At 63.7% G+C, this 21,646-nt stretch carries 20 protein-coding genes and 1 pseudogene; 13 read left to right on the top strand and 8 right to left on the bottom strand.

Features of this window, described 5'->3' with window-relative positions; genetic code table 11:
• Window positions 1-25 precede the first annotated feature (25 nt).
• The 5 genes and pseudogenes from COW1_RS03280 to COW1_RS03260 form a co-directional block, all read right to left on the bottom strand.
• Window positions 26-763 carry a cytochrome b/b6 domain-containing protein gene (locus COW1_RS03280; protein WP_201345419.1) on the bottom strand — a complete coding sequence of 246 codons (738 nt, stop codon included), beginning with the start codon at window positions 761-763 and terminating at the stop codon, window positions 26-28.
• A gap of 103 nt (window positions 764-866) precedes the next feature.
• The gene (locus COW1_RS03275) at window positions 867-1,910 is read right to left on the bottom strand and encodes a GNAT family N-acetyltransferase (protein WP_096366482.1); all 1,044 of its coding nucleotides are present in this window, start codon (window positions 1,908-1,910) and stop codon (window positions 867-869) included.
• 36 nt (window positions 1,911-1,946) lie between these two features.
• A complete protein-coding gene (locus COW1_RS03270; protein WP_370590897.1) occupies window positions 1,947-3,221 on the bottom strand; it encodes a DUF2254 domain-containing protein in 1,275 nt (424 codons plus the stop codon).
• A gap of 155 nt (window positions 3,222-3,376) precedes the next feature.
• Window positions 3,377-4,408 (bottom strand): GNAT family N-acetyltransferase, encoded by a 1,032-nt coding sequence (locus tag COW1_RS03265; protein WP_201345417.1) that lies wholly within the window; start codon window positions 4,406-4,408, stop codon window positions 3,377-3,379.
• Between the two features lie 92 nt (window positions 4,409-4,500).
• Window positions 4,501-4,677: pseudogene (locus tag COW1_RS03260) on the bottom strand (tRNA-binding protein); the annotation flags it as partial.
• 352 nt (window positions 4,678-5,029) lie between these two features.
• Between COW1_RS03260 and COW1_RS03255 the strand changes: the two are divergent.
• On the top strand, window positions 5,030-5,425 hold the full coding sequence (locus tag COW1_RS03255; RefSeq protein WP_096366485.1) for a hypothetical protein: 396 nt from the start codon (window positions 5,030-5,032) through the stop codon (window positions 5,423-5,425).
• A 64-nt stretch (window positions 5,426-5,489) separates the two neighbouring features.
• On the opposite strand, the gene COW1_RS03250 is transcribed toward COW1_RS03255, so the two are convergent.
• Complete coding sequence (locus COW1_RS03250; protein ID WP_255534300.1) at window positions 5,490-6,227, bottom strand: cytochrome b/b6 domain-containing protein; 738 nt, start codon at window positions 6,225-6,227, stop codon at window positions 5,490-5,492.
• A gap of 326 nt (window positions 6,228-6,553) precedes the next feature.
• On the opposite strand from COW1_RS03250, the gene COW1_RS03245 reads away from it, so the two are divergent.
• Together COW1_RS03245 and mgtE are read left to right on the top strand one after the other, a co-directional pair.
• On the top strand, window positions 6,554-8,263 hold the full coding sequence (locus COW1_RS03245) for an HAD family hydrolase (protein WP_096366487.1): 1,710 nt from the start codon (window positions 6,554-6,556) through the stop codon (window positions 8,261-8,263).
• Window positions 8,264-8,564: 301 nt separating this feature from the next.
• Complete coding sequence (mgtE, locus tag COW1_RS03240; protein WP_201345414.1) at window positions 8,565-9,908, top strand: magnesium transporter; 1,344 nt, start codon at window positions 8,565-8,567, stop codon at window positions 9,906-9,908.
• Here mgtE and COW1_RS03235 read toward each other — a convergent pair.
• On the bottom strand, window positions 9,872-10,816 hold the full coding sequence (locus tag COW1_RS03235) for a universal stress protein (RefSeq protein ID WP_096366489.1): 945 nt from the start codon (window positions 10,814-10,816) through the stop codon (window positions 9,872-9,874). The genes mgtE and COW1_RS03235 overlap by 37 nt on opposite strands.
• A gap of 16 nt (window positions 10,817-10,832) precedes the next feature.
• Complete coding sequence (locus COW1_RS03230) at window positions 10,833-11,735, bottom strand: universal stress protein (protein ID WP_172844286.1); 903 nt, start codon at window positions 11,733-11,735, stop codon at window positions 10,833-10,835.
• A 400-nt stretch (window positions 11,736-12,135) separates the two neighbouring features.
• Here COW1_RS03230 and COW1_RS03225 point away from each other — a divergent pair, with 400 nt between their 5' ends.
• The 10 genes from COW1_RS03225 to COW1_RS03180 all read left to right on the top strand — a co-directional run bounded on the left by COW1_RS03225 (window position 12,136) and on the right by COW1_RS03180 (window position 21,623).
• Window positions 12,136-13,140 carry a universal stress protein gene (locus COW1_RS03225; protein WP_197702939.1) on the top strand — a complete coding sequence of 335 codons (1,005 nt, stop codon included), beginning with the start codon at window positions 12,136-12,138 and terminating at the stop codon, window positions 13,138-13,140.
• A gap of 137 nt (window positions 13,141-13,277) precedes the next feature.
• Window positions 13,278-14,108, top strand: coding sequence for a hypothetical protein (locus COW1_RS03220; protein ID WP_096366491.1), 831 nt, complete (start codon window positions 13,278-13,280; stop codon window positions 14,106-14,108).
• Between the two features lie 107 nt (window positions 14,109-14,215).
• Entirely contained in the window at window positions 14,216-14,572 is a 357-nt protein-coding gene (locus COW1_RS03215; RefSeq protein ID WP_201345413.1) for a hypothetical protein, read from the top strand.
• Window positions 14,569-15,321, top strand: a complete 753-nt coding sequence (locus tag COW1_RS03210; RefSeq protein WP_201345412.1) for a hypothetical protein — start codon at window positions 14,569-14,571, stop codon at window positions 15,319-15,321. The genes COW1_RS03215 and COW1_RS03210 overlap by 4 nt, the downstream gene beginning before the upstream one ends.
• The gene (locus COW1_RS03205; RefSeq protein WP_201345411.1) at window positions 15,321-17,165 is read left to right on the top strand and encodes a V-type ATPase 116kDa subunit family protein; all 1,845 of its coding nucleotides are present in this window, start codon (window positions 15,321-15,323) and stop codon (window positions 17,163-17,165) included. The genes COW1_RS03210 and COW1_RS03205 overlap by 1 nt, the downstream gene beginning before the upstream one ends.
• Window positions 17,166-17,204: 39 nt before the next feature.
• Window positions 17,205-17,561: an ATP synthase subunit C gene (locus tag COW1_RS03200; RefSeq protein ID WP_201345410.1), complete on the top strand. Its 357-nt coding sequence runs from the start codon at window positions 17,205-17,207 to the stop codon at window positions 17,559-17,561.
• A complete protein-coding gene (locus COW1_RS03195; protein WP_201345409.1) occupies window positions 17,558-17,863 on the top strand; it encodes a V-type ATP synthase subunit F in 306 nt (101 codons plus the stop codon). The genes COW1_RS03200 and COW1_RS03195 overlap by 4 nt, the downstream gene beginning before the upstream one ends.
• The gene (locus COW1_RS03190) at window positions 17,860-18,504 is read left to right on the top strand and encodes a V-type ATP synthase subunit E family protein (RefSeq protein ID WP_096366497.1); all 645 of its coding nucleotides are present in this window, start codon (window positions 17,860-17,862) and stop codon (window positions 18,502-18,504) included. The genes COW1_RS03195 and COW1_RS03190 overlap by 4 nt, the downstream gene beginning before the upstream one ends.
• Complete coding sequence (locus tag COW1_RS03185) at window positions 18,497-20,248, top strand: V-type ATP synthase subunit A (protein ID WP_201345408.1); 1,752 nt, start codon at window positions 18,497-18,499, stop codon at window positions 20,246-20,248. Before COW1_RS03190 ends, COW1_RS03185 begins: the two co-directional genes overlap by 8 nt.
• On the top strand, window positions 20,238-21,623 hold the full coding sequence (locus tag COW1_RS03180) for a V-type ATP synthase subunit B (RefSeq protein WP_201345407.1): 1,386 nt from the start codon (window positions 20,238-20,240) through the stop codon (window positions 21,621-21,623). The genes COW1_RS03185 and COW1_RS03180 overlap by 11 nt, the downstream gene beginning before the upstream one ends.
• The last annotated feature ends 23 nt before the right edge of the window (window positions 21,624-21,646 follow it).

Genomic DNA, 21,646 nt, shown 5'->3' with positions numbered 1-21,646 from the left:
GTCACGGAACCCTCTGCCTTGGCAATTACTCAGGCCGGTCCTCCGGTTTCCGGTCCGGCGTCTTGTAGCCGTGGATCATGGCCGAGACCAGACCACTGCGTTCCTTGATCTCGGAAATCACCACGGCAAGGATATGCAGCAACGCCGCACCGCTGAGCACGAAGAAGACCCATTCATGCAGCGTGATGTAGGGCTTACGGAAGGCGCGCATCGCCTCCCAGGCCGCCGGATCGACCAGCGTCTTGTCGCCCGGCACCAGCGCCGCCGGGTCCACACCCGCTGCGGCGACCCAGCCGGCGATCCAGCCGCCGAGCGGCGGATAATAAATATCGGTTCCGGCCAGTACCAGCCCCGTCACGCCCTGCACCGTCAACAGCACGAACAGCACCAGCACCATCAGGCGACCGAGCGGATTATGCCCCAGATAGCGACGCGGCTCACCGCCGGCCAGACTGCGCAGATATGCCCCGAGTTCGCTGAAATAGCCGCGCCCGAAGGGCAGGACAGCACCCCAGCGCGCATAACGGCTGCCGACGAATCCCCACAGATAGCGCCAGAGGAGATTCAGCACCATCACGTAGCCGACCCACACATGGAAGGTTTTGAGAAATACCTTGGCCTCGGCGGAAATACCCAGCGCCTTGCCGTTGTAGATGATCAGGCCGATGGCCAGGAGCAGCAGCACGCTGGTGAAGTTGACCCAGTGGAACACGCGCACGGAGCGGTCCCAGACGCGGTAGGTCTCGTTTTCTGACTGTGTCATTAATGTTCGCCTCGGTTTACGAATCTGGAAACAGGATACCGCCTTCAGCTGAATTCAAACTGAAAGCAGACAGCTGAGGGCTGACACCGGAATGACGGATCAATCAACGCCCCCCTTGCAGTCGTTTCAGCATACGTTTCAGCGATCCAGCCAACCGTTCATGCATGCCTTCAGGCTCAACCCCTTTCACACAGCCCAATACGAATCGTTCCCTGCGCTCAGACATCCAGTCCTGCTTGTAAGCGTCATTGCCGGTCAGAAAATCGATCTCATCCACCGCTTCGGCATCGATCACGTATTCCATCATAAAACTGGTGAGTATCGATCCCGGCGAATACTGCCTCCACGCCTCATCATACGCCAGCCTGAAGATGTTCGCCTTGCCGTGGAGCACAAACCAGAGTTGAGCCGCGACAGGCTTGGCCTGAACATAAAGAACTGCCAGCCGCGACCAGCCCGACCTCGAAATCCCGGCCACAACACCGTCAAGAAAATCCGCATATTGTTCATTCGCCTTCCAGCTGGCCGTATAAACTGCGTGATAGTCGGGCATTGCCTGCGGCACCTCCAGCCCGGCAAACAGGCGAATTTCATAGCCGTGCTCGCGTTCGAGCTTGCGTTTCTTGCGGGCAATGGTATTGCGCAACCTCCCAGGACGGGCCGCCATGTAGTCTTCATACGATTCCCCCTGTACACGATAAATCCAGCTGTACAGGCGAAAATCATAATCACAACTGAATCCGACCGATTCCAGGCTCCGTTGCAAGCCGCGCATTCTGTCATCATCGTCGGCAACCGGCTCCAGGAGCAAGGCACGGATCGACAGCCGGCTCAAACCTTCTGCCAGGCATTCGAGGATCCGCTGTTGATCATTCTCCGCAAGCAGAAAACTGTAAAGCGAGGTGTATCGGTGCCTGAGGGCATACCAGGCATGTCCGGCCCGCCGCATAAGCGGCAGGATCGCCAGCACGTCATCTTCTGCCACCACGCAGGCCAACACCAAAGCCTGATCATCATCAAGGGCAGAGGCAGTCAGTGCCTCAAACCACGGGCGGGAGAGAAAAACACTGTTCATTTCCCCCTGCCTGAAAAGCGCATCAGCACTCTCCGGCAGTTGGTTCCAGTCGGTATAGCAAACGAACTTCATCAACAAGCCCGGCAGAAACGGCGGCGGCGCCTCCGATCACCCCTTCTCTGTGTCCGCTGTTTCTGCCACAGCCAATGCCTGTACTGCTGCAACATCCTCATCCAGCAGAAGTCCCTTCCGGGCATAAACCAGTGCCCGGGCCGAATGCCGCAGTGCGGCCTGGCGCATCGCCGCATGCCCCGCCGCTGCCAGCGTCGCCATCGCCTTCTGCACCCGGATCGCCACCTCCAGAGAAGCACACCCATCACGTTCTATCGCAATAAAGGCATCGTCGAACATATCCTCGACCGAAAGTTCGGGCACCATTATCCGGTCGTACAGGATCTCGGCAGTCTCACCCTCATCCAGGGGAGCGGACCAGAACAGGAACAGCCGGACCAGAGTACCGCAGACATCGATCGCCGTGCCCGGGTCATTCACCGCGGGCGACAGTGCGCGGGCGGCAATCTGGGAAAGCACCACCAGCCCGTAGCGCGGATCCTCATAGTAGGTGCGTTGCTTGTCGATCACGAACGCAGATGCAACCACGTGCGGCTCCCAATCCTTCGCATCTGAATCAGCCATCACATAGGCCAGCACCCGCTCCGGACTGACGAAGGAACCGGGCAGCACCACCACCCGAACCTTCCCGTCAATCTGTTCAGCGAATTCCTGCAGGCTGGCGACATCGATTCGCTGCACATACCCCGCCGACTCGGCGGTAACAGCCACGCCCGAGTCGTTTTCCGGGTCGTCCTGAACGGCGCAAAGCGTCGGCGCAATCCGGCGCTGCCCGAGCGCATTGACGGTCGCCTCCTCCACCTGATCGACCGTATTGCCCAATCGGCCCAGCCTTGCGATGCGGTCCACCCAGTAGACAAAGGTCAGAATCACCAGTCCGAACACGAAAGCCGTGAACAGGAACAACACAAAAATTCCCGCCCCCCCGAAAAAACCGTTCTTGGCTGCCGTCAGACCCACAATACTGAAGATGAAGGCACCGATGAAAGTGGAAAGCGCCCGTTGAGAGATGTCATCGGCGATGACCAGGGCGAAGGAGCGCGGCGATGCCGTGGTACTGGCCGAGGCGTAGGCTGAGACCATCGACGCGACTGCGAAAGTAGCGATGACCAGCATGCTGGAGGCCATGATGGAAAGCAGCGATTCAACGGATTCGGCCGAGACACGTGGCAACACAGTCGCCAGCCGGGTATAGCTGTCGGCCTTCGAGGCGGCCAGCGCCGCCGCAATGGACAGCAACCCGACCATCAGCGGCTTGACCCACAAACGCTCCTGCAGTTGCACAAAGATGAACCTGGCCCGACTCACCATACCGTTCACAGTCATTTCAGCGTCCCTTCAGATACACAGAAACCCGCGACGGCGAATCAGGCTACAATGATGGCGCGAATCCGGTTCTGCATACAGGAATGCGCGTCCCGAACACCCGTTCATCGGGCCCGCAAATGCGGCGCTGAAACAGTTGCCTACCGCCCTTTCAGCATACGCTTCATCGATTCAATCAACAGCCCATACCGTCCGGGCAGCTTGGCTTGTTTCACGCAGCCCAACGCGAAACGCTCCCTGCGCTCCGACATCCAGTCCTGCTTGTAGGCGTCGTTTCCCGTCAGAAAGTCGACCTCTTCCACCCCGTCGGCATCGATCACGTACTCCATCAGGAAACTGGTGAGTATCGAACCCGGCGAATAGCGCCGCCATGCCTCGTCATATGCCAGCCTGAAGATACTCGCCTTGCCATGCAGCACGAACCAGAGCTGCGCGGCAACCGGCTTCCCCTTGGCATAGAGAACCCCCAGTCTGGTCCAGCCCGGTCGCGAAAAGCCCGCCACCATGCCGTCCAGGAATCCCGCGTACTGCTCATTTGCCTTCCAGCTGGCTGTGTAGACCGCATGGTAAGCGGCCAGCGCCGGCGGCACCGCGTCTCCAGCGAACAGACGGATCGCGCAGCCGTGTTCACGCTCGAGCTTGCGCCGCTTGCGGGCGATGGTGTTGCGCAGCCTGGCGGGTCGGGCCGCCATATAGTCCGCATGAGACCGCCCCTGCACACGATGAATCCAGTTGTACAGGCGAAAGCTGCGATCACAGCTGTATCCGGCCGCCTCCAGCGCCCGTTGCAGACCATTTATCCTGCTGTCATTGTCAGCAACCGGCTCCAGCAGCAATGCCTGCAGCGGCAGCCGACTCAGACCTTCGGCGAGGCAGGCGAGGACCTCCGACTGATCATCATCCGCGAGCAACAGACTGTAAAGCGGAGTATAGCGGTGCCTGAGAGAGTACCAGGTATTTCCGGCGCAGCGCTTCAGGGGCAGGATCGCCAGCACCGCACCGCCCGCCACCACGCAGGCCAGCACCAGGGTCTGACCCTGATCAAGCGCGGTGGCCGCCAGGTTCTCGAACCAGGGGCGGGAGAAAAAGATACTGTCCTGCTCGCCCTGTGCGAAGAGCACATTGGCACTTTCCGGAAGTTCACTCCAGTCGGAGTAACATATGAAGTTCATCAACAAGGCTGGCGATAGAGAAGTTCCGGGATTCAGGAAAAGAGTGCCGACCCCTTCATTACAACGAAAAGGCGGCCGGGTTGAGCGCCGGGTTAGACCAACCTGGTACCATTATCAACCTCCTTATCGGGTACAGCCAAAACAACTTCTCCTTGTGAATTGTAAAATCCTGTTATCAGACATTCAGACTTGATGGGACCGATTTGCTTCGGTGGAAAGTTGACGACTCCAATTAGCTTTTTCCCCATCAGCTCATCTTTACTGTAGAGAGTTGAATGTCTTTGGTAATCCGCTTCGAATAGCGGCCCTGACGAATTTTCTCAGCCTCCTTGCCCTTGAACGATTTGATCATAACGCCAATGCTACCGCGCCGCATTAGTATTATCCAGCGCCCCGATTTCTGGTCTCGTGAGTTCTAACGAGATGAATAAGGGGCCGAACACGGCCTGCCCGACGCCGGCACCTTCACCCTGCTGCTCTGGCGCTACGCCGCCCTGAGCCTGGTGCTGGCACTGGTGCTCGCCCTGCAGCCGCTGGCAACGGGCACCTTCTCAGGGTGGATGGCCGGAGAAACCGCGAGTGCGCGACAATGGACAGGACTGGTACTGAGGGTTCTGCGGCGTGGCGTTCACCGTCTGCGCCCGCAGCAACTGGGACGACAGCGGCTCCATCTTCGGCTATCTCATCCAGTTCGGCTCGATGGCGGCCATTACGCTGGCCAGCCTGCAGCAGCGTCGTCGGGAGGTACTGGCGTCCCATTGGAGTCCCGGGTTCCTTGCCACCATGGCCCAGCTCATCCTCGCGGTATCCCTGGACGGCTATGGCCTGATGTGGCTGCTGCTGGCACGAATTGACGCTATGCGCGTCGCCAGCCTGTTCTATCTGGGACCGCCGGGCACCATGCTGATGACCTGGATCGCATTCTGGGGTCACCTGTTCGCGACCGATATCACCGGGTTGGTGATTGCGGTCGCTGGTGTGGTGCTGGCTCAGGGCGTTCACCAACGCCTCAGCTGAGCGGAAATCAGGGTGCGGGCGCCCTGACTTCAGGCTGCTGTCACGCAACCCACTGCCTTGGCGATCATTCAGGCCGATCCTCCGGTTTCCGGTCCGGCGTCTTGTAGCCGTGGATCATGACCGAGACCAGGCCGCTGCGACTCCGGATCTCGAGGACCACCACGGCAAGGACATGCAGCAGCGCTGCACCGCTGAGCACGAAAAAGACCCACTTATGCAGCGTGATGTAGGGCTTGCGGAAGCCGCGCATCGCCTCCCAGGCCGCCGGATCGACCAGCGCCTTGTCGCCCGGGACCAGCGTCGCCGGATCCACGCCGGTCGCGGCGACCCAGCCGGCGATCCAGCCGCCGAGCGGCGGATAGTAGATGTCGGTGCCGGCCAGTACCAGACCCGTCGCGGCCTGCACAGTCAGCAGTACGAACAGCACCAGTACCATCAGGCGGCCGAGCGGATTGTGCCCCAGGTAGCGACGCGGCTCAGCGCTGACCAGGCTGCGCAGATACGCGCCCAGTTCGCTGAAATAACCGCGTCCGAAGGACAGGACAGTAGCCCAGCGCCCGTACCGGCTGCCGACGAACCCCCACAGGTAGCGCCATGCCAGATTCAGGGCCAACACGTAGCCGACCCAAACATGGAAGGTTTTGAGGAAGACCTTGGCCTCGGCGGAAATGCCCAGCGCCTTGTTGTTGTAGATGATCAGGCCGATGGTCAGGAGCAGCAACACGGCGGAGAAATTGACCCAGTGGAAGACGCGCACGGAGCGATCCCATACGCGATATGTTTTAGTTTCAGGTTGCGCCATCGGTGTTTCGCCCCGGTCTACGGATTCGGCTGACAAGATACCGCCATCAGCTGAATTCAAACTGAAAAATTGTATCAGTGAAGAATCAGTATCAGGAAAAGCCGGATTGATTTCCTTTGCGTCATCCCGGCGTCGGCGGGATCCAGGGAAAATCAGCCACATGGCTGCCGATCGGGGCCCGACCGGCTTGTGGGCCGGCTGAGCATTACCGAACTTCCCGCATGGACCACTGGAGCAGAAATATCCTCGGTGCATCTTGATCTCCCTCAACCTATACTTCAGCCTGCACGACTGGATGCTGGTCAGGCAAAAGATGGATAGGTGATATGCGTTACCTTGCACTTGTAACGGACTACGACGGGACACTGGTTTCAGATGACAGGGTATCGGAGCCTGTCGCGCAGGCCCTGGAGCGCCTGAGGGTTTCCGGCAGGCGGGCGATTCTGGTTACCGGTCGACGGCTTGACGATCTGCTTGCGGTCTGTCCCTGCGCACGGTTGTTCGACCTCGTGGTAGCAGAGAACGGCGGCATCGTCTACGACCCGCACAGCCGCGAAGAGACGCAGCTTGCCCCTTCCCCATCCAAGCTGCTGATACAGGGCCTGCAGAGGCATGGGGTCGAGCCGCTTGAGGTCGGACAGGTCCTGGTGGCGACACAGGCGCCGCACCGCACGGTGGTCCAGGACCTCATCTGGGAACTCGGTCTCGAAGCCCAGGTGATCGGTAATCGCGGTGCGGTGATGGTGCTCCCGGCAGGTGTCAACAAGGCGACGGGGCTCGAGTACGCACTGCGTGAACTGGGGCTTTCGCGCCACGAAGTGGTGGGAGTCGGTGACGCGGAGAACGATCACTCCTTCCTGGAGCGCTGTGAGTGCGCCGTGGCAGTGGCCAACGCGGCACCGTCCATCAAGGCGATTGCCACCTTCGTCACCACGGCCGAGAACGGGAACGGGGTTATCGAGCTGATCGATGAATTGATCACTGACGATCTGGACCGGGTGACCGGCACGCTGCCACAACATCTGGTCCTGTTCGGCAAACGCTCGGATGCAACCACGGTGCAACTTCCACCTTACGATCACAACATACTGGTTGCCGGGCCTTCCGGCAGCGGCAAATCCACCCTCGCCGCCGGCGTCGTCGAGCGCCTCATCGAAAAGGATTACCAGGTTTGTATCGTCGACCCGGAGGGTGATTACGGAACGCTGCGCGACGTGGTGGCGCTCGGCAACCAGTGGCGTGCACCGAGTGTGGCCGAGGTGGTGTCGATACTCGAAGACGCCAGGGTCAATGTCAGCGTCAACCTGCTTGGCATCGCATTGGGCGATCGGCCGGATTTCTTCGCCCAACTCATACCCAACCTGCAGGCCATGCGCGCCCGCACCGGACGGCCACACTGGCTGCTCGTGGACGAGGCGCACCACATGCTGCCCAGCACCTGGGGTCACGCCGCCTCCGTGCTGCCGCAACAACTCCACGAGACCATCCTGGTCACCGTGCATCCCGACCAGGTGGCCCCGGCCATCCTCGCACCGATCGACGTGGTTGTGGCCATCGGGCATTCACCGGAAAAGACCCTTGGGGAGTTCGCCACCGCAACGAACCAGCCGCTGGCCTGGCCCGAGGGCTTGTCCTATCAACCGGATTACGTCGTCGTCTGGTACCTCCGGGACGGACAGCCGCCGTTTTCGATGCAGCCACAACGTGGGCGGGCCGAGCGCATCCGCCACCACCGCAAGTATGCGGAAGGCAATCTGCGCTGGCACAGCTTCTATTTCCGCGGCCCGGACAATCATCATAACCTGAAGGCGCAGAACCTCCATGTCTTTTCCCAGATCGGCGAGGGCATCGACGAGTCAACCTGGATGTTTCATCTCCGCCGCGGCGATTATTCGCGTTGGTTCCGCCACGTGATCAAGGATGATTATCTCGCTGACGAGACAGGGCGCATCGAGCGGCGTGCCGACCTCGCGCCCTGGCAGACACGACAGATGATCCGGGAGTTGATCAATGCCCGCTACACACTGCCCGAATAACGCGGCCGCATATGGATGTCAGCGTGTGCGCCCTCGTTGCGGGCATGGACGCGCAGAAAACCCTGAACCCTCTCAGCATTCTGCCGGTGTGCGCGAGTCCGCCGGGTCGGTGGGTGGCCTTCGCCGCAAGGGCCTTCGGTCTGTCGCGGGCGAATCCACGCAGCCGCTGCCGGAATTCACCTGAAGGAAACCGTTTTCGAAGCCGCCGATATCCAGGAACTCGAAGCGCCTGCATGGCCCGGAGCGCCCCGTCCTGGGATGATGGATTGAACACCCATGATTTGGTCGGAGAGCCAGCACGATGAGAAAGAATGAAACAAGCCCGGGCGCTACGATGCCCCCGGAAGATGCCTCGAACGAGACCATCCGCCATTTCGTCCAGACGGCGCATGCGGTCGATCTGGCCGCCTGGCTTGCGGAGCTTCCGCAAGACCTGGCGCAGGAGCAGATTCTGGCACTGGCGCAGCCCCGGCAGGCCGAAACCTTCAGCTATCTTTCGCTCGACGTTCAGGCAGCGCTCGCCCGACGGCTGGGTCGCCGGGAATTGGCGGAAATCGTCACCCGGATGGAAGCCGACGACCGCGTCGACCTGTTCAACCATCTAACACCAGAAGAACAGCAGCGGCTGCTGCGCGATCTTGCGCAGGAGGAGCGCGAGGATATCCGGCGCCTGTCGGCCTATGCCGAAGAAACCGCTGGTGCAATAATGACCTCGGACTATGCGACGCTGGCCACATCCATGTCGGCGCATGAAGCGATCGAGGTGCTGCGGCGTGAGGCGCCCGAGAAGGAAACCATCTACCGGTCCTATGTCCTCGACGCCGACCGCCGGCTGATCGGCTCGGTTCGACTGGTGGAATTGATCCTGGCTGGCACCGATACGTTGATCGCCGAAATCATGGACCCGGATCCAATGGCTGTCACGCTGGACACGGATCAGGAGGAAGTCGCCCGGTTGATCGCACGCTATGATCTGACGGCACTGCCGGTAATCGATGAGCATGGCAGACTGGTCGGAATCATCACGCGCGACGACGCGGAAGATGTGATGCAGCGTGAGACCACGGAGGATTTTCAGAAGATCGCCACGGTCATCCCGTTTTCGCAGAGTATACGCGAGGCCGGCAAGAGTGTACTTTATAAAAAGCGGATCTTCTGGCTTGCGCTGCTGGTATTCGGCAACCTGTTTTCGGGCGCGGGGATCGCGTTCTTCGAGGAGACGATCCTGGCCTATGTGGCACTTGTATTCTTTCTTCCGCTGCTAATCGACAGCGGCGGCAATGCCGGGTCTCAGGCGGCCACCCTGATGGTGCGCGCGCTGGCCACGGGCGACGCGGCATTGAAAGACTGGCGCGACCTGATTCTACGCGAGTTGACGATCGCGACGGCGCTGGGGGCGACCATGGCGCTCATTGTCTCGCCGATCGGGTTGCTGCGTGGCGGCTCCGACATCGCGCTTGTAGTGAGCCTGACGATGATGCTGGTCGTCATCGTCGGGAGCTTGGTGGGGATGTCGCTTCCGTTTCTGCTCAGCCGGCTGCGCCTCGACCCCGCGACCGCCAGCGCGCCGCTGATCACAACGATATCGGATGTGGTCGGCGTGCTGATCTATTTCTCGCTTGCGACATCGATACTGGGCCCCTGATCCGGGCTATCCCCGGGCCCTGTACCGTCCAGTGTGCGACAGATCAGGACATCGCAGGCTGCATTGTTCAAGACCCGCTGGGTGACGCTGCCGAGCAGCGCCCGGCGGATCCTGCCCGTGCCACCGGGTCCCAGCACGATCAGGCCCACCTTCGGGCTCCATGTCGCCCGTACCAGTGATGTCGCCGGATCGCCGGCAAGGACCCGCGCCATGCCTCTTATCGGGCGTGGGTCCAGCCTTTTGGAAGCAGCGTTCAGCTCGGCTTTCGCCTTGCGCACCAGGGCCTGGCGATGGGCCGCTACGCTTTGGCCAACGCCCGCGTGCAGCATCGCCGCTTCGAGTTGGGGCGGGATCTGCACCACATGGATCAGGTAGAGTCCGGCCTGCGGAAGCAACGCGGCCGCGAACGGTACAAGCGCATCGGAGTCATCCGCCGTGGCAGTGGCCACCACAACACGCTGATAGGCCCGCGTGGCCGGGCGTTTGACCACCAGCACCGGCGAGTTACTCGCACGGATCACCCGATCCGTCGTCGAACCTATGATTTTATCCGCCACCGAATCGCGCTGATGCGCCCGCATCACGACCAGATCGGCATTGCCTTCATCGATCAGGTCAATCAGACGCAGGAACGGGGATCCGGTCTCGATGCGAATATCGATGGTGTCAACGCCGGCCGCCTGTTCTGCAACCGCAGCCTCGACACGTCCGTAGGCCTCGATCCGCATCTGCTGCTGGATGCGCATCAGCTCAGTGGAGGCAGAATCGAACCCGGTGAGGCTGTCGATGACATGGGCCACAGTGAGCCTTGCCCGGTGGGCGCGAGCGATTTCCACGGCCCGCGTCAGTACCGGATCATCCTGCGGGAACTGACCCACAGCGGCGATGATGTGCCGCGCCTGAATCATTGCACCACCCGGCACATCACGGAGGCACAGCCAGGACGTCGCACCGGGCCTCACGCAAGGTGTGCATTGCAACGCTGCCGATCATGAGATGGCCGATACCTCTTGCGCTGCGTGTGCCGATGGCTATGAGGTCCGCAGGCAGGTCAGTGGCAGCGCGCACGATCGTTGTATCCGCGTCGCCACGACAGAGCAGAAAGTCCACGGCCCCCGGGTCGAGACCCGCGGCATCTGCGAAGCGGCGCAGTTTCTGCTCGTAAATGTGTTCACGTTCCTGAGCTGTCGCCGGCAAGTGATGGTTCGCTTCGTTGTGCGCAACCGAGCCGTCGTCAGGTGCGGCTGCATCGGCGTGCATGATCAGCAGCCTTTCCCGGGGCGCAAGGCGGTGGACAAGCTCCAGCGCCTTGCGCGATGTATCGGAGAAATCGACGGGTACCAAAACCCGTTGATACCGATAGGCGGGTTTCGTCCTGACCACCAGAACAGGGCACGCGCCGTTACCCACTATCTTCTCTGCCAGTGTACCGAGAAGACGATCACGCATGAGGTGTCGGCCGTGGGCCCCGATGACGACCAGTTCGATGGAGCGCTCGCGCACTTCGTCAAGGATCTGCGTCAGCGGATCGCCGACCCGGGTCCGGATGTCTACGGACGCTGGGCCCGGGGCCTGATTACGCTCGAGCTGACGGCGCAGCTCGGACTGTGCCTCCTGCCGGAGCACCTGCACCGCCTTCTGCGGTGTTTTCGCCAACCGTTCCCAGGCCGCACTGGGCACGCCCGGGCCGTCGACAGGCTCGACGATATGAAGGACGCTGAGCACGGCATCGTGCTGCGCGGCGATCCGCCACCCACGCGACAGGGCACGATTCGCTCTCGGCGAAAGGTCGCTCGCAACCAGAATCTGTCTGATCTGCTCGGCCATGGGGTCCCCTTGTCTGATTTGCTTATTCAAGCGCTCATGACGGTACGCAGACTTAATTATTGAATATACCGCTGCTTCTGTCGAGCACGGACAACCCGCTTGCAACCGAAATCCGCGTGCACCCGGGACGCCGGTTCCACGGATTCGCGTGCTGCTGACTTGGCTGCGTTCAGCAGGACTCATGCGGCTGTAATCGCTTGACATACAACACCCCTTCTATACAGTTGCACTGATTGAGGCAGGTGTTGCGCCAGGAAAGCGAGACCGCCTTATTATCATCATTTCATGATGTTAGAGACGCCTGGTTGAACATTGAAACCACTGCATCACGGATCCGGATCGGGATGAAGCTTTGTGGTTTCGATCGACATGCCGCATAAATCAAGGCGGCATCAGGCCGGTGCTGATCGATGGAGCAGATGAATTGTCGGCTTTCAAAAATATTCTCTGTGTAGTGGACGTCAACGAGAAGTGTACAGCTGCCGTGGAACGCGCTGTCACGCTGGCCGTAAACAACCAGGCACGCCTGACTGTGATCGACGTGATCGATCGCGTGACCGTCGGCATCGGCATGCCGGACGGAGGGCCGTTTTCCGTTGATCTTCAGGCTGCGATGGCAGCCGATCGCGCACAGGCGCTGAAAGCGTTGATTGATCCTTATCGTGAACGGATGCCGATCAACACGAAGGTGCGCACCGGTATTCGTTTTCTGGAAAGCATTCGTCAGGTGTTAGACGAGGAACACGACTTGGTGATCAAGGTTCCCGAAACGCTGACCTGGCTGGGCCGATTGTTCGGCAGTGATGATATGAACCTGTTACGCGAGTGCCCGTGCCCGGTCTGGCTCGTCAAACCGCAGGCGGAAGAATCCTACCGGCGGGTCCTGGCGGCGGTCGATGTAGACGACGCCTATCCCCCGGCGGAGCAGAAATCACGGCATGCGCTGAATCAACACATCCTTGAAACGGCAGCTGCACTGGCACTATCCGAGTTTGCCGAACTGCATGTCGTCTATGTCTTGCAGGCGGTCGGCGAAAGCGCCATGCGTGGCGCCTTTACACATATCCCGGAGGCGGAAATTACCAGCTACGTGGAGCGGACCAGACGCCGGCACAGGACCCGCCTGGACGAGCTCATGCACGCAGCCACCGACAAGCTTGGCCAGGAGGCGGCGGAGCACCTCAATCCCAGAACGCATATGGTGAAAGGCTGGGCCCGTGAAAAGATCCCGGCGCTGGCCAAACTGCTTACGGCCGATGTCATAGTTATGGGGACCGTGGCCCGCACCGGCATCCCGGGCTTCATCATGGGCAACACGGCCGAGATGATCCTGAATCAGATCGACTGTTCGGTACTCGCCATCAAGCCCCCCGGTTTTGAAACGTTGGTGATACCGGAGGACTGACTATCCCGGTCCGGCTGGTTATCAACCCCCACCCGCCTGCGGCGGCTGGCCTGACTTGGCAGGCACCCGCCACAACGGCTATGCTGGCACGAATTGGCGACACCCGCCGTGAGGACAGGTATCTGCCTGCATCAACAATGCCACTCAATCACCGTCTCGCCTGCCTTCTCTGCCTGCTCCTGCCGCTCTGGCTGGCCTGGACCGCGCCCGCTTTCGCTGCCGCTGAGCTCGAATCGATCTCCCTGCACAACCGCCCGGCCGAACAGATCATCCCGCTGCTGCATCCGCATCTGGAGGCCGGCGAGGCGCTGACCGGGCAGGGTTTTCAGCTCATCCTGCGGGCGCGGGCGGAGCGGGTGAAGGAACTGAAGGGGCTGATCGCGCAGCTGGACGCGGCGCCGGCGCGGCTGCGGATCAGTGTGCGGCGGGCGTCGGTGGCGGAGATCGAACGGGACAACCGGCGATCAGGCGCAGGGGTCCGTGTTGACGGGGACGGGACCGCGCTCAGGGGCAGGGTCACCATCCAGCGCACCGAGACCCGGTCACACGAGCGTGATACGCACAGGGTGAGCGCCCTGGAGGGCGAACCGGCCTACATCGCCGAGGGGCTGGCCTTCCCGAGTGTTGGCAGCCAAGTGTACATCATCAACGGGCGCGAGGTGATCAGCAACACCGTCGAGTACCGGCAGCTGGAATCCGGCTTCTATGCCCTGGCCCGGATCAATGGCGATCAGGTCACGGTCACGGCCAGTCCGAAGCAGGAGGCGCTGAGCCCGCGTGGGGGCGGGCTGGTGGAGTCCGAGGCGCTCGTGACCACGGTGCGCGGGCCGGTCGGGCAGTGGCTGGAACTGGGCGGGCGGACGGCGTCGGTCGAGCGCCGCGGTTCGGGGGTTGTGCATCGTACCGAGAGCAAGGAACATGAAGCGAATCCGATCTGGATCAAGGTGGATGTTCTGGAGGGGGAGTAGAGTCTGCTATTGAGGGCTGGTCGCAGTAATGCCCCCTCACCCTGCCCTTTTATGCCCTGTGGGTACTCCCGCGAGGGGATAGGGGAATGTGAAGATGATCAGCCGTTATGGAATCTGATACCAATAACAACGCCCCTGCCGATCAGGCCATCACCCAGGTACTGGCGGCCGAGCGCGAGGCCCGGGCGCAGGTCGAGCAGTGTCGCGAGGAGGCCGCCCAGCAACTCAAGCAGGCCCGTCTGCATGCGGCACGCGTCCGTCAGCGCACCGATCACCGCATCACCCGGGTCCACCGCCTGTGCCTGGCGACGAGCCGGCACGAGCTGGATGCCCTGCGCCGGGAACGCCACGATGCGCTGGTGGAGCGGCTGGCGCGGCTGCAACCCGATGAGCAACGGCTGGAGCAGGCGGCGCAACGCCTCGCCATGGAACTCATCATGGGCGAGAAGGAACCGCCGCCGTGACCGGCAACCCCTGCATATTTCCCGGCGTACGGTTGCAGGCCCGGCTTGGCCGGCGCCTGGACGAGCGCGACTGGCAGCGCCTGGGCAGCGTGCGCGATGCCCAGCACCTGATCGACAGTCTGCTGCAGACTCCTGCCGCTGGCTGGGTACGCGGCCTGGACAGCGGCAGTTCCGCCGAACTGGCCGAGCAGCAGCTCAAGCTGCGGGCCGGCGAGCAGACCGAAGAGATCGCCCGCTGGTATCCCCGCCCCTGGCGCGCGGCCATTCGCTGGACCCGCATCCTGACCTGGCTCGACACCCTGCGCCGGCAGCAGACGGCGCTCGGCACCGGCGAACTGCTGCGGCTGGCACCCACGCCGCTGGAACCGCTGGCCGGTCACGAGGACGAGGCCGCACTGAAGCACCTGCACGAGACCGACTTCGCCCCGCTGCTGCCGGCGCTCGGCACGGGCGAGAATCTCTACAGCGCCTGGTACGAGCACTGGCTCGGCCTCTGGCCCGGCCCCGACCGCACATTGCAGCGCCGCCTGACTGATGTCGGCCGGCGTCTGCACCTGGCGCATTCCGCCGTCAGCCGCGGCGAACAGGATCCGGCCGCTGCCTCGATGCTGCTGCTGCGACCGCTGCATCAGCATCCGTTCACACCGGTCGCGCCCTTCGCCTATCTGGCCATACAGGCGCTGGACCTGACCGGGTTGCGCCGGCTGCTGATCGACCGGCTGCTGTTCGTTCACGGAGAGGTGGCCTGATGCGTCCGGTGCCCGCTCACTGGTTCGAGGCACTGGTGGCGCGCGATGACATGACGCACGCCATGGAGCAGCTTGCCCGCACCGGGCTGATCCAGCTCGAACCCGGCGTGCCCGCGCGCGCCGAAGCCTCGCTGCGCGACCTGCAGGGGCTGTACCAGCAGTACCACGAACTGCGGCAGCGCGACGGCGGCTACTGGCCGGACTGTGACATCCGCCCCGGCACCCACCACGGCCGCCCGGCCACGACCTATGCCCGCGCCCTGGAACAGCTGCGCAGCTGGCGCGAGGACAACGACCGTCTGATCCACACCCTGGAGGCGCGCCTGCGCGAGCAGACCCGGTATCGCCACCTGCTGGTCTGGCTGAAGCATCTCGAGGGCGCCGCCACACTCGATCAGACATTCGACCTGGGCGCGCTGCACCGCATCGGTCCCTGGCTGGACTACCGGCTGGTGCTGTGCCCGCCGGAATGCGACGTCGATTTCAACTGCGACGATCTGCTGCTGCTCAATGCCCCGGTCGAGCCGGACCTGTACCGGCTGGTGATCGGCGGCCGCGAACGTATGGCGCAACTCGACAACCAGCTGCTGCAGACCGAGGTGATGCAGCTCAGCCTGCCCGACTGGCTGAGCGGCCGGCCGCCGCAGGCCATCGCCGCACTCGAGCACCGGCTGGATCAGACACAACAGGAGCTGCGCCGACTGCAGGCCGCACTGGAGGCCTCGCACGCCAGCGCCGGGCTGCACACCGCGCTGGGCGATATCGCCCGGCTGAACTGGTTCATGCAGCATATCGAATACCACCTGGAATCCGACCACCTCGCCTGGGTACACGGCTGGACCATCGCCGGCTCCGCCGGGAAACTGCAGCAGGCACTGGCAGATGAGGGCGCACGCGGCCTGGTGCACTTCACCCCGCCGCCAGAGGGCATGGAGCCGCCGCTGACATTGCGCCACACAGGCTGGAACCGCGCCTTCGAACTGTTCCCGCGTCTGCTGGGCATGCCCGGGCGTGACGAGTTCGATCCCACTGCCCTGCTGGCCTGGGTGGTCCCGCTACTGTTCGGTTATATGTTCGGTGACGTGGGTCAGGGACTGGTGATCCTGCTGGCCGGGGTACTGCTGCGTCGCCGCGTGCCGCAGCTGACCATTCTCATCCCGGCAGGAATCAGTGCCATGATCTTCGGCCTGCTCTACGGCAGTGTATTCAGCATCGAGGGCCAGATCCCGGCGCTGTGGCTGCACCCGATGCAGCACCCGTTGCTGCTGCTGGGTATTCCGCTGGCCGGGGGCGCGCTGCTGCTGCTCATCGGACTGGTGCTGGCCGGATTGCAGGCGAACTGGGCCGGCCGGCGCCGGCAGTGGTGGCTGGGCCAGGCGCCGGTGATCCCGCTGTATCTGGGCCTGCCGCTGCTGTTCATCGCGCCGTCGCTGGCCCAGGTGCTGTTGCTCGCCGGGCTCGCCGCCTACCTGCTCGGCCATGCCCGGCTGGAACCCGCGCGCCCCGTGCGCGCCGCGCTGCTGGCGCTGGCCGAGCTGGTCGAGACCCTGTTCCAACTCATCATCAACACCCTGTCCTTCGCCCGCGTCGGGGCCTTTGCCCTGGCCCATGCGGCCCTGTCACAGGCAGTCATGGCGCTGATGGGCATCACCGGCTCGGTTGTCGGCACGGCACTGATATTCCTGCTGGGCAACCTGCTGATCCTGGTGCTGGAGGGGCTGGTGGTCTCGATCCAGACCACGCGTCTGGTACTGTTCGAATTCTTCATCCGGTTCCTGCGCAGCACCGGTCGGGGCTTCGTACCGCTGCCGGCGCCGGGTTATGGTAATGCCCCGGCCGGATGAACCGGTGGCAGCCTGAACACCAAACCAAGGAGAACAACCATGCCACGTTATCGCTTCGCCCTCGGGATGACCGCCGTGACCCTGGTCTGGGCCGTGCTGGGTTCGCTGCTGCTGTGGCTGCCGGGCCTGGGCCTGGCCGAAACGGCCACCGCGGTGGCAGCCGGGATCGATCCGGAGGTCCGCAAGTGGGGCTACATGGCCGCGGCCCTGGCCACCGGCCTGTCATCGCTGGGTGCCGGCTTCGCCGTGGCCTCGGTGGGCAGTGCCGCCGTCGGTGCCATCGCCGAGAAACCCGAGGTATTCGGACGCACCCTGATCTTCGTCGGCCTCGCGGAAGGCATCGCCATCTACGGCCTGATCATCTCCATTCTGATTCTCAACGCGCTGACGGTATGAGCATACCGCACTACATCGGTGACGCCGACACTGCCGCCGCCCTGCGCCTGGCGGGCGTTCAGGTCTATGTGCCCGGGGAGGACGAGGACGCTGAGGCATTGTTCCAGCAGCGCCTGGCCGAAACCGATTTCCTGTTGCTGGGGACAGCCTTCGCCCGCCGGCTGCCGCCACAGACCCTGAAGGCAGCCCTGCAGGCAGGCCAGCCGCTGGTGGCGGTGATCCCGGATGTGCTGGGCAGGGAGGATTTCATCGGCGAATCGGTCCGGCTGCGTCGGGAACTGGGCTGGGGGAGCACGACATGACGCCCGATGTGCAGACCAGCACCGAGGCACTGCGCCGGCTGATCCGGGAGAGCGCCGAGGCCCAGTGCCGCGAGATTGAACAGCAGACCCGTGTCGAAGCCCGCGACCTGCTGCGCCGGTCCCGCCGCGAGGCATGCGAGCGGGTGCATCAGACGATCGAACACGAGCGTCAGCAGCACGCCCGGCGCCTGGACCACGAACGCGCCGCGCTGGAAAGCCATGACCGTCAGCAGCTGCTGGAGGCCACCCGCCGTACCCTGGGCCGCGCCTGGCAGGAACTTGAGGGCATGCTTGCCGCCCTGTGGCAGGCGCACGAATGCCGCAGCGAGTGGATCCGCAGCCTGTTCGAACAGGCCCTGGAACGCCTGCCGCCCGGGCACTGGCGCATCGAGCATCCGCTGCCCTTCCCGGAGGAGATCGATGCCGACTGGCAGCGGCGGCTGCGCGAGTACAACGGCCGGGAACCGGAGTGGATCGCCCGGGCCGGGATCCGCGCCGGCCTGCGCATCCGCGTCGGCGGCGTGCACCTGGATGCCACCCTGGACGGCCTGCTGGCCGACCGCACCCAGTTGGAGGCACGGCTGCTGGATCACATCGAGCGCTGCATGGACATCGAAGCGGGAGGCAGTCCCCATGGCTGAGGCACGTCTGCGCTGGGTTGCGGGGCCTGTCATCCGTGCCGTTCCCGAGGGCGATTTCGCCATCAACGAGGCGGTACTGATCGGTGAGCGCCGGCTGCTGGGCGAGATCATCCGTCTGACCCGCGAGGAGATCGTCATCCAGGTCTACGAGGATACGACCGGCCTGCGCCCCGGCGTGCGCATCCACGGCACCGGTTACCCCCTGTCGGTGAAACTCGGCCCGGCGCTGCTGGGCAACATCTTCGATGGCCTGCTGCGGCCGCTGGCCGGCGGTGATGCCATCTATGTGGAACCCGGCATGCGCGCCGCACCGGAGCAGCGTTTCAGTTTCACGCCGAAGCTGAAGATCGGCGATGCGGTCAACGGCGGCGAGGTCTTCGGCGAGGTCAGCCGCAATGGGGTGAACCAGCGGCTGCTGATTCCGCCGGACATCGGTGGCAGGATCGAGACCATCGAGTCCGTCGGCGACTATACCGATACGACCGACCTGCTCACCGTCGCGACTGCCGACGGCGAGACACGCAACCTCGGCATGCAGCACACCTGGCCGGTGCGCGTGCCGCGTCCGGTCGCGAAGCGCCTGCCGCCGGACCGGCCCATGATCACCGGCCAGCGCATCCTCGACACCCTGTTCCCCATCGCCCGCGGCGGCAAGGCCGCCCTGCCCGGCGGCTTCGGCACCGGCAAGACGGTGCTGCAGGAGAGCCTGGCCAAGTGGTGCGACGCCGACATCATCATCTACGTGGGCTGCGGCGAGCGCGGCAACGAGATGGCCGGCGTGCTGCATGAGTTCCCGCAACTGCAGGACCCGCGAACCGGCCGCTCGCTGATGGAACGCACCCTGATCATCGCCAACACCTCCAACATGCCGGTGGCGGCGCGCGAGGCCAGCATCTACACCGGCGTGACCGTGGCCGAGTACTTCCGCGACCAGGGTCTGCATGTGGCCCTGATGGCCGACTCCACCAGCCGCTGGGCCGAGGCGCTGCGCGAGGTATCGGGACGGCTGGGTGAGCTGCCCGGCGAAGCCGGCTATCCCGCCTATCTGAGCAGCCGCCTGGCCAGCTTCTACGAACGCGCCGGGCGCGTCACCGGCCTGTGCGGCGAGGAGGGATCGCTGTCCATCATCGGCGCGGTCAGCCCGCCCTCGGGGGATTTCTCCGAGCCGGTCACCACCCACACCAAGCGCTACGTGCGCAGTTTCTGGGGCCTGGACCGCGACCGCGCCCAGGCCCGCTTCTATCCGGCCGTGCATCCGCTCCAGTCCTATGCCGAGGCGGTCGACGAACTGGCCGGCTGGTGGCGCGAACGCGGCAGTCCGCACTGGCTGGAACGCCGTGCCCGGCTGCTGCAGATCCTGGAGGAACAGGACCAGCTCGAGCGCATGGCGCGTATCGTCGGCAAGGATGCGCTGCCCCCGCGCCAGCAGTGCATCCTGCTGGCCGGCGAGTTGATCAACCAGGGCTACCTGATGCAGTCCTCCTTCTCCCCGAACGATCGCTATGCCTCGCCCGAACGCCAGACGGTGATGCTGGCGCTGATCACCCGCTACATCGATCTGGCGCTGCAGGCGGTGGAACAGGGGGTGAGCGTGGACGCGCTGCGCGGCATGCCCGTCCTGCGCAAGCTGCAGCGCATGAAGGAGGACCTGGGCGAGGAGGCACTGGACGCCTACGCCGAACTCGAGCATGAGTTGGACGATGCCTTTGCCAAGCTCCAAAAGGAAACTGCAGATGAAGGCTGACCTGTACGCCGCCGGCAACGCCACCCGCATCGACGGCCCGCTGCTGTTCCTGCAGCGCAGTCTCGACGTGGGCCTGAACGAGGCCGTGGAGGTCAGCGGCGCCGACGGCCGGCCGCGGCTGGGCCGCGTGGCCGCACTGGACGATGACTTCATGACCATCGAGGTGCTGGAGACCACCCAGGGCCTGGCGCTCAGCGAGACCCGGGTGCGCTTCCGCGGCGCACCGCTGCATTTCAGTCTCGGGCCCGACCTGCTCGGGCGCGTCTATGACGGCGTCGGCCGGGTGATCGACGGCGGCCCGCCCATCGCCGCCGAACAGCACCTGCGCATCGAAGGTCTGGCGCTGAATCCGGCGCGGCGTGCCAGTCCGGCGGACTTCATCGAGACCGGCATCAGCAGCATCGACATCATGGACAGCCTGGTGCGCGGCCAGAAGCTGCCCATCTTCTCGGGCGGCGGCCTGCCGCATGACAGCCTCGCCATCCAGCTGGCACGTCAGGCGCGGCTGCGCGGCGACGACGCCGGACGCTTCTCCATCGTCTTCGCCGGTATCGGCATCCCCCACGACACCGCCGAGCAGTTCCGCACCGCCATGGAACGCAGCGGCGTGCTGGGCCATACCGCCCTGTTCCTGAACCTGGCCTCCGACTCCAGTGTGCAGCGCCTGCTCACACCGCGCTTCGCGCTGACCGCGGCCGAGTACCTGGCCTACGAACGGGGCCACCACGTCCTGGTCATCCTCACCGACCTCACCAACTACTGCGAAGCCCTGCGCGAGGTCTCGGCCAGCCACGGCGAGATACCCAGCCGCAAGGGCTATCCCGGCTACATGTATTCGGACCTCGCCACCCTGTACGAACGCGCCGGCATCATCGAGGGCCGCGGCGGCTCGCTCACCCAGATCCCCATCCTGAGCATGCCCTCGGACGACATCAGTCATCCCATACCTGATCTCACCGGTTATATCACCGAGGGCCAGATCGTGCTCGACCGCAACCTTCACCGGCGCGGCCTGTACCCGCCGGTGAAGGTACTGCCCAGCCTGTCGCGACTGATGAAGGACGGCACCGGGCGCGGCTTCACCCACGAGGACCACCCCGACCTGGCCAACCAGCTGTACGCCGCCTACGCCCGCGCGGTACAGGTGCGGGTGCTGGCCAACGTGGTCGGCGAGGACGGCCTGACCGAGACCGACCGCTACTACCTGCGCTTCGGCGAGCAGTTCGAGCGCGAGTTCGTCGCCCAGGCCGCACGCCGCAGCCTGGAGGCCAGCATGGAGATCGGCTGGCGCCTGCTCGCCGCCCTGCCCGCCGCCGAGCTGCACCGGCTGAACGACGCCCAGATCGCGAAGTACATCGAGCCGCATCATGCCTGACTCGAGTCCCCATTTGTCACCCC

The sequence above is a fragment of the Thiohalobacter sp. COW1 genome (genome assembly GCF_016629505.1).
GTDB lineage: Bacteria > Pseudomonadota > Gammaproteobacteria > Thiohalobacterales > Thiohalobacteraceae > Thiohalobacter > Thiohalobacter thiocyanaticus_A.
This window is presented reverse-complemented; position numbering and strand designations above follow the sequence as displayed.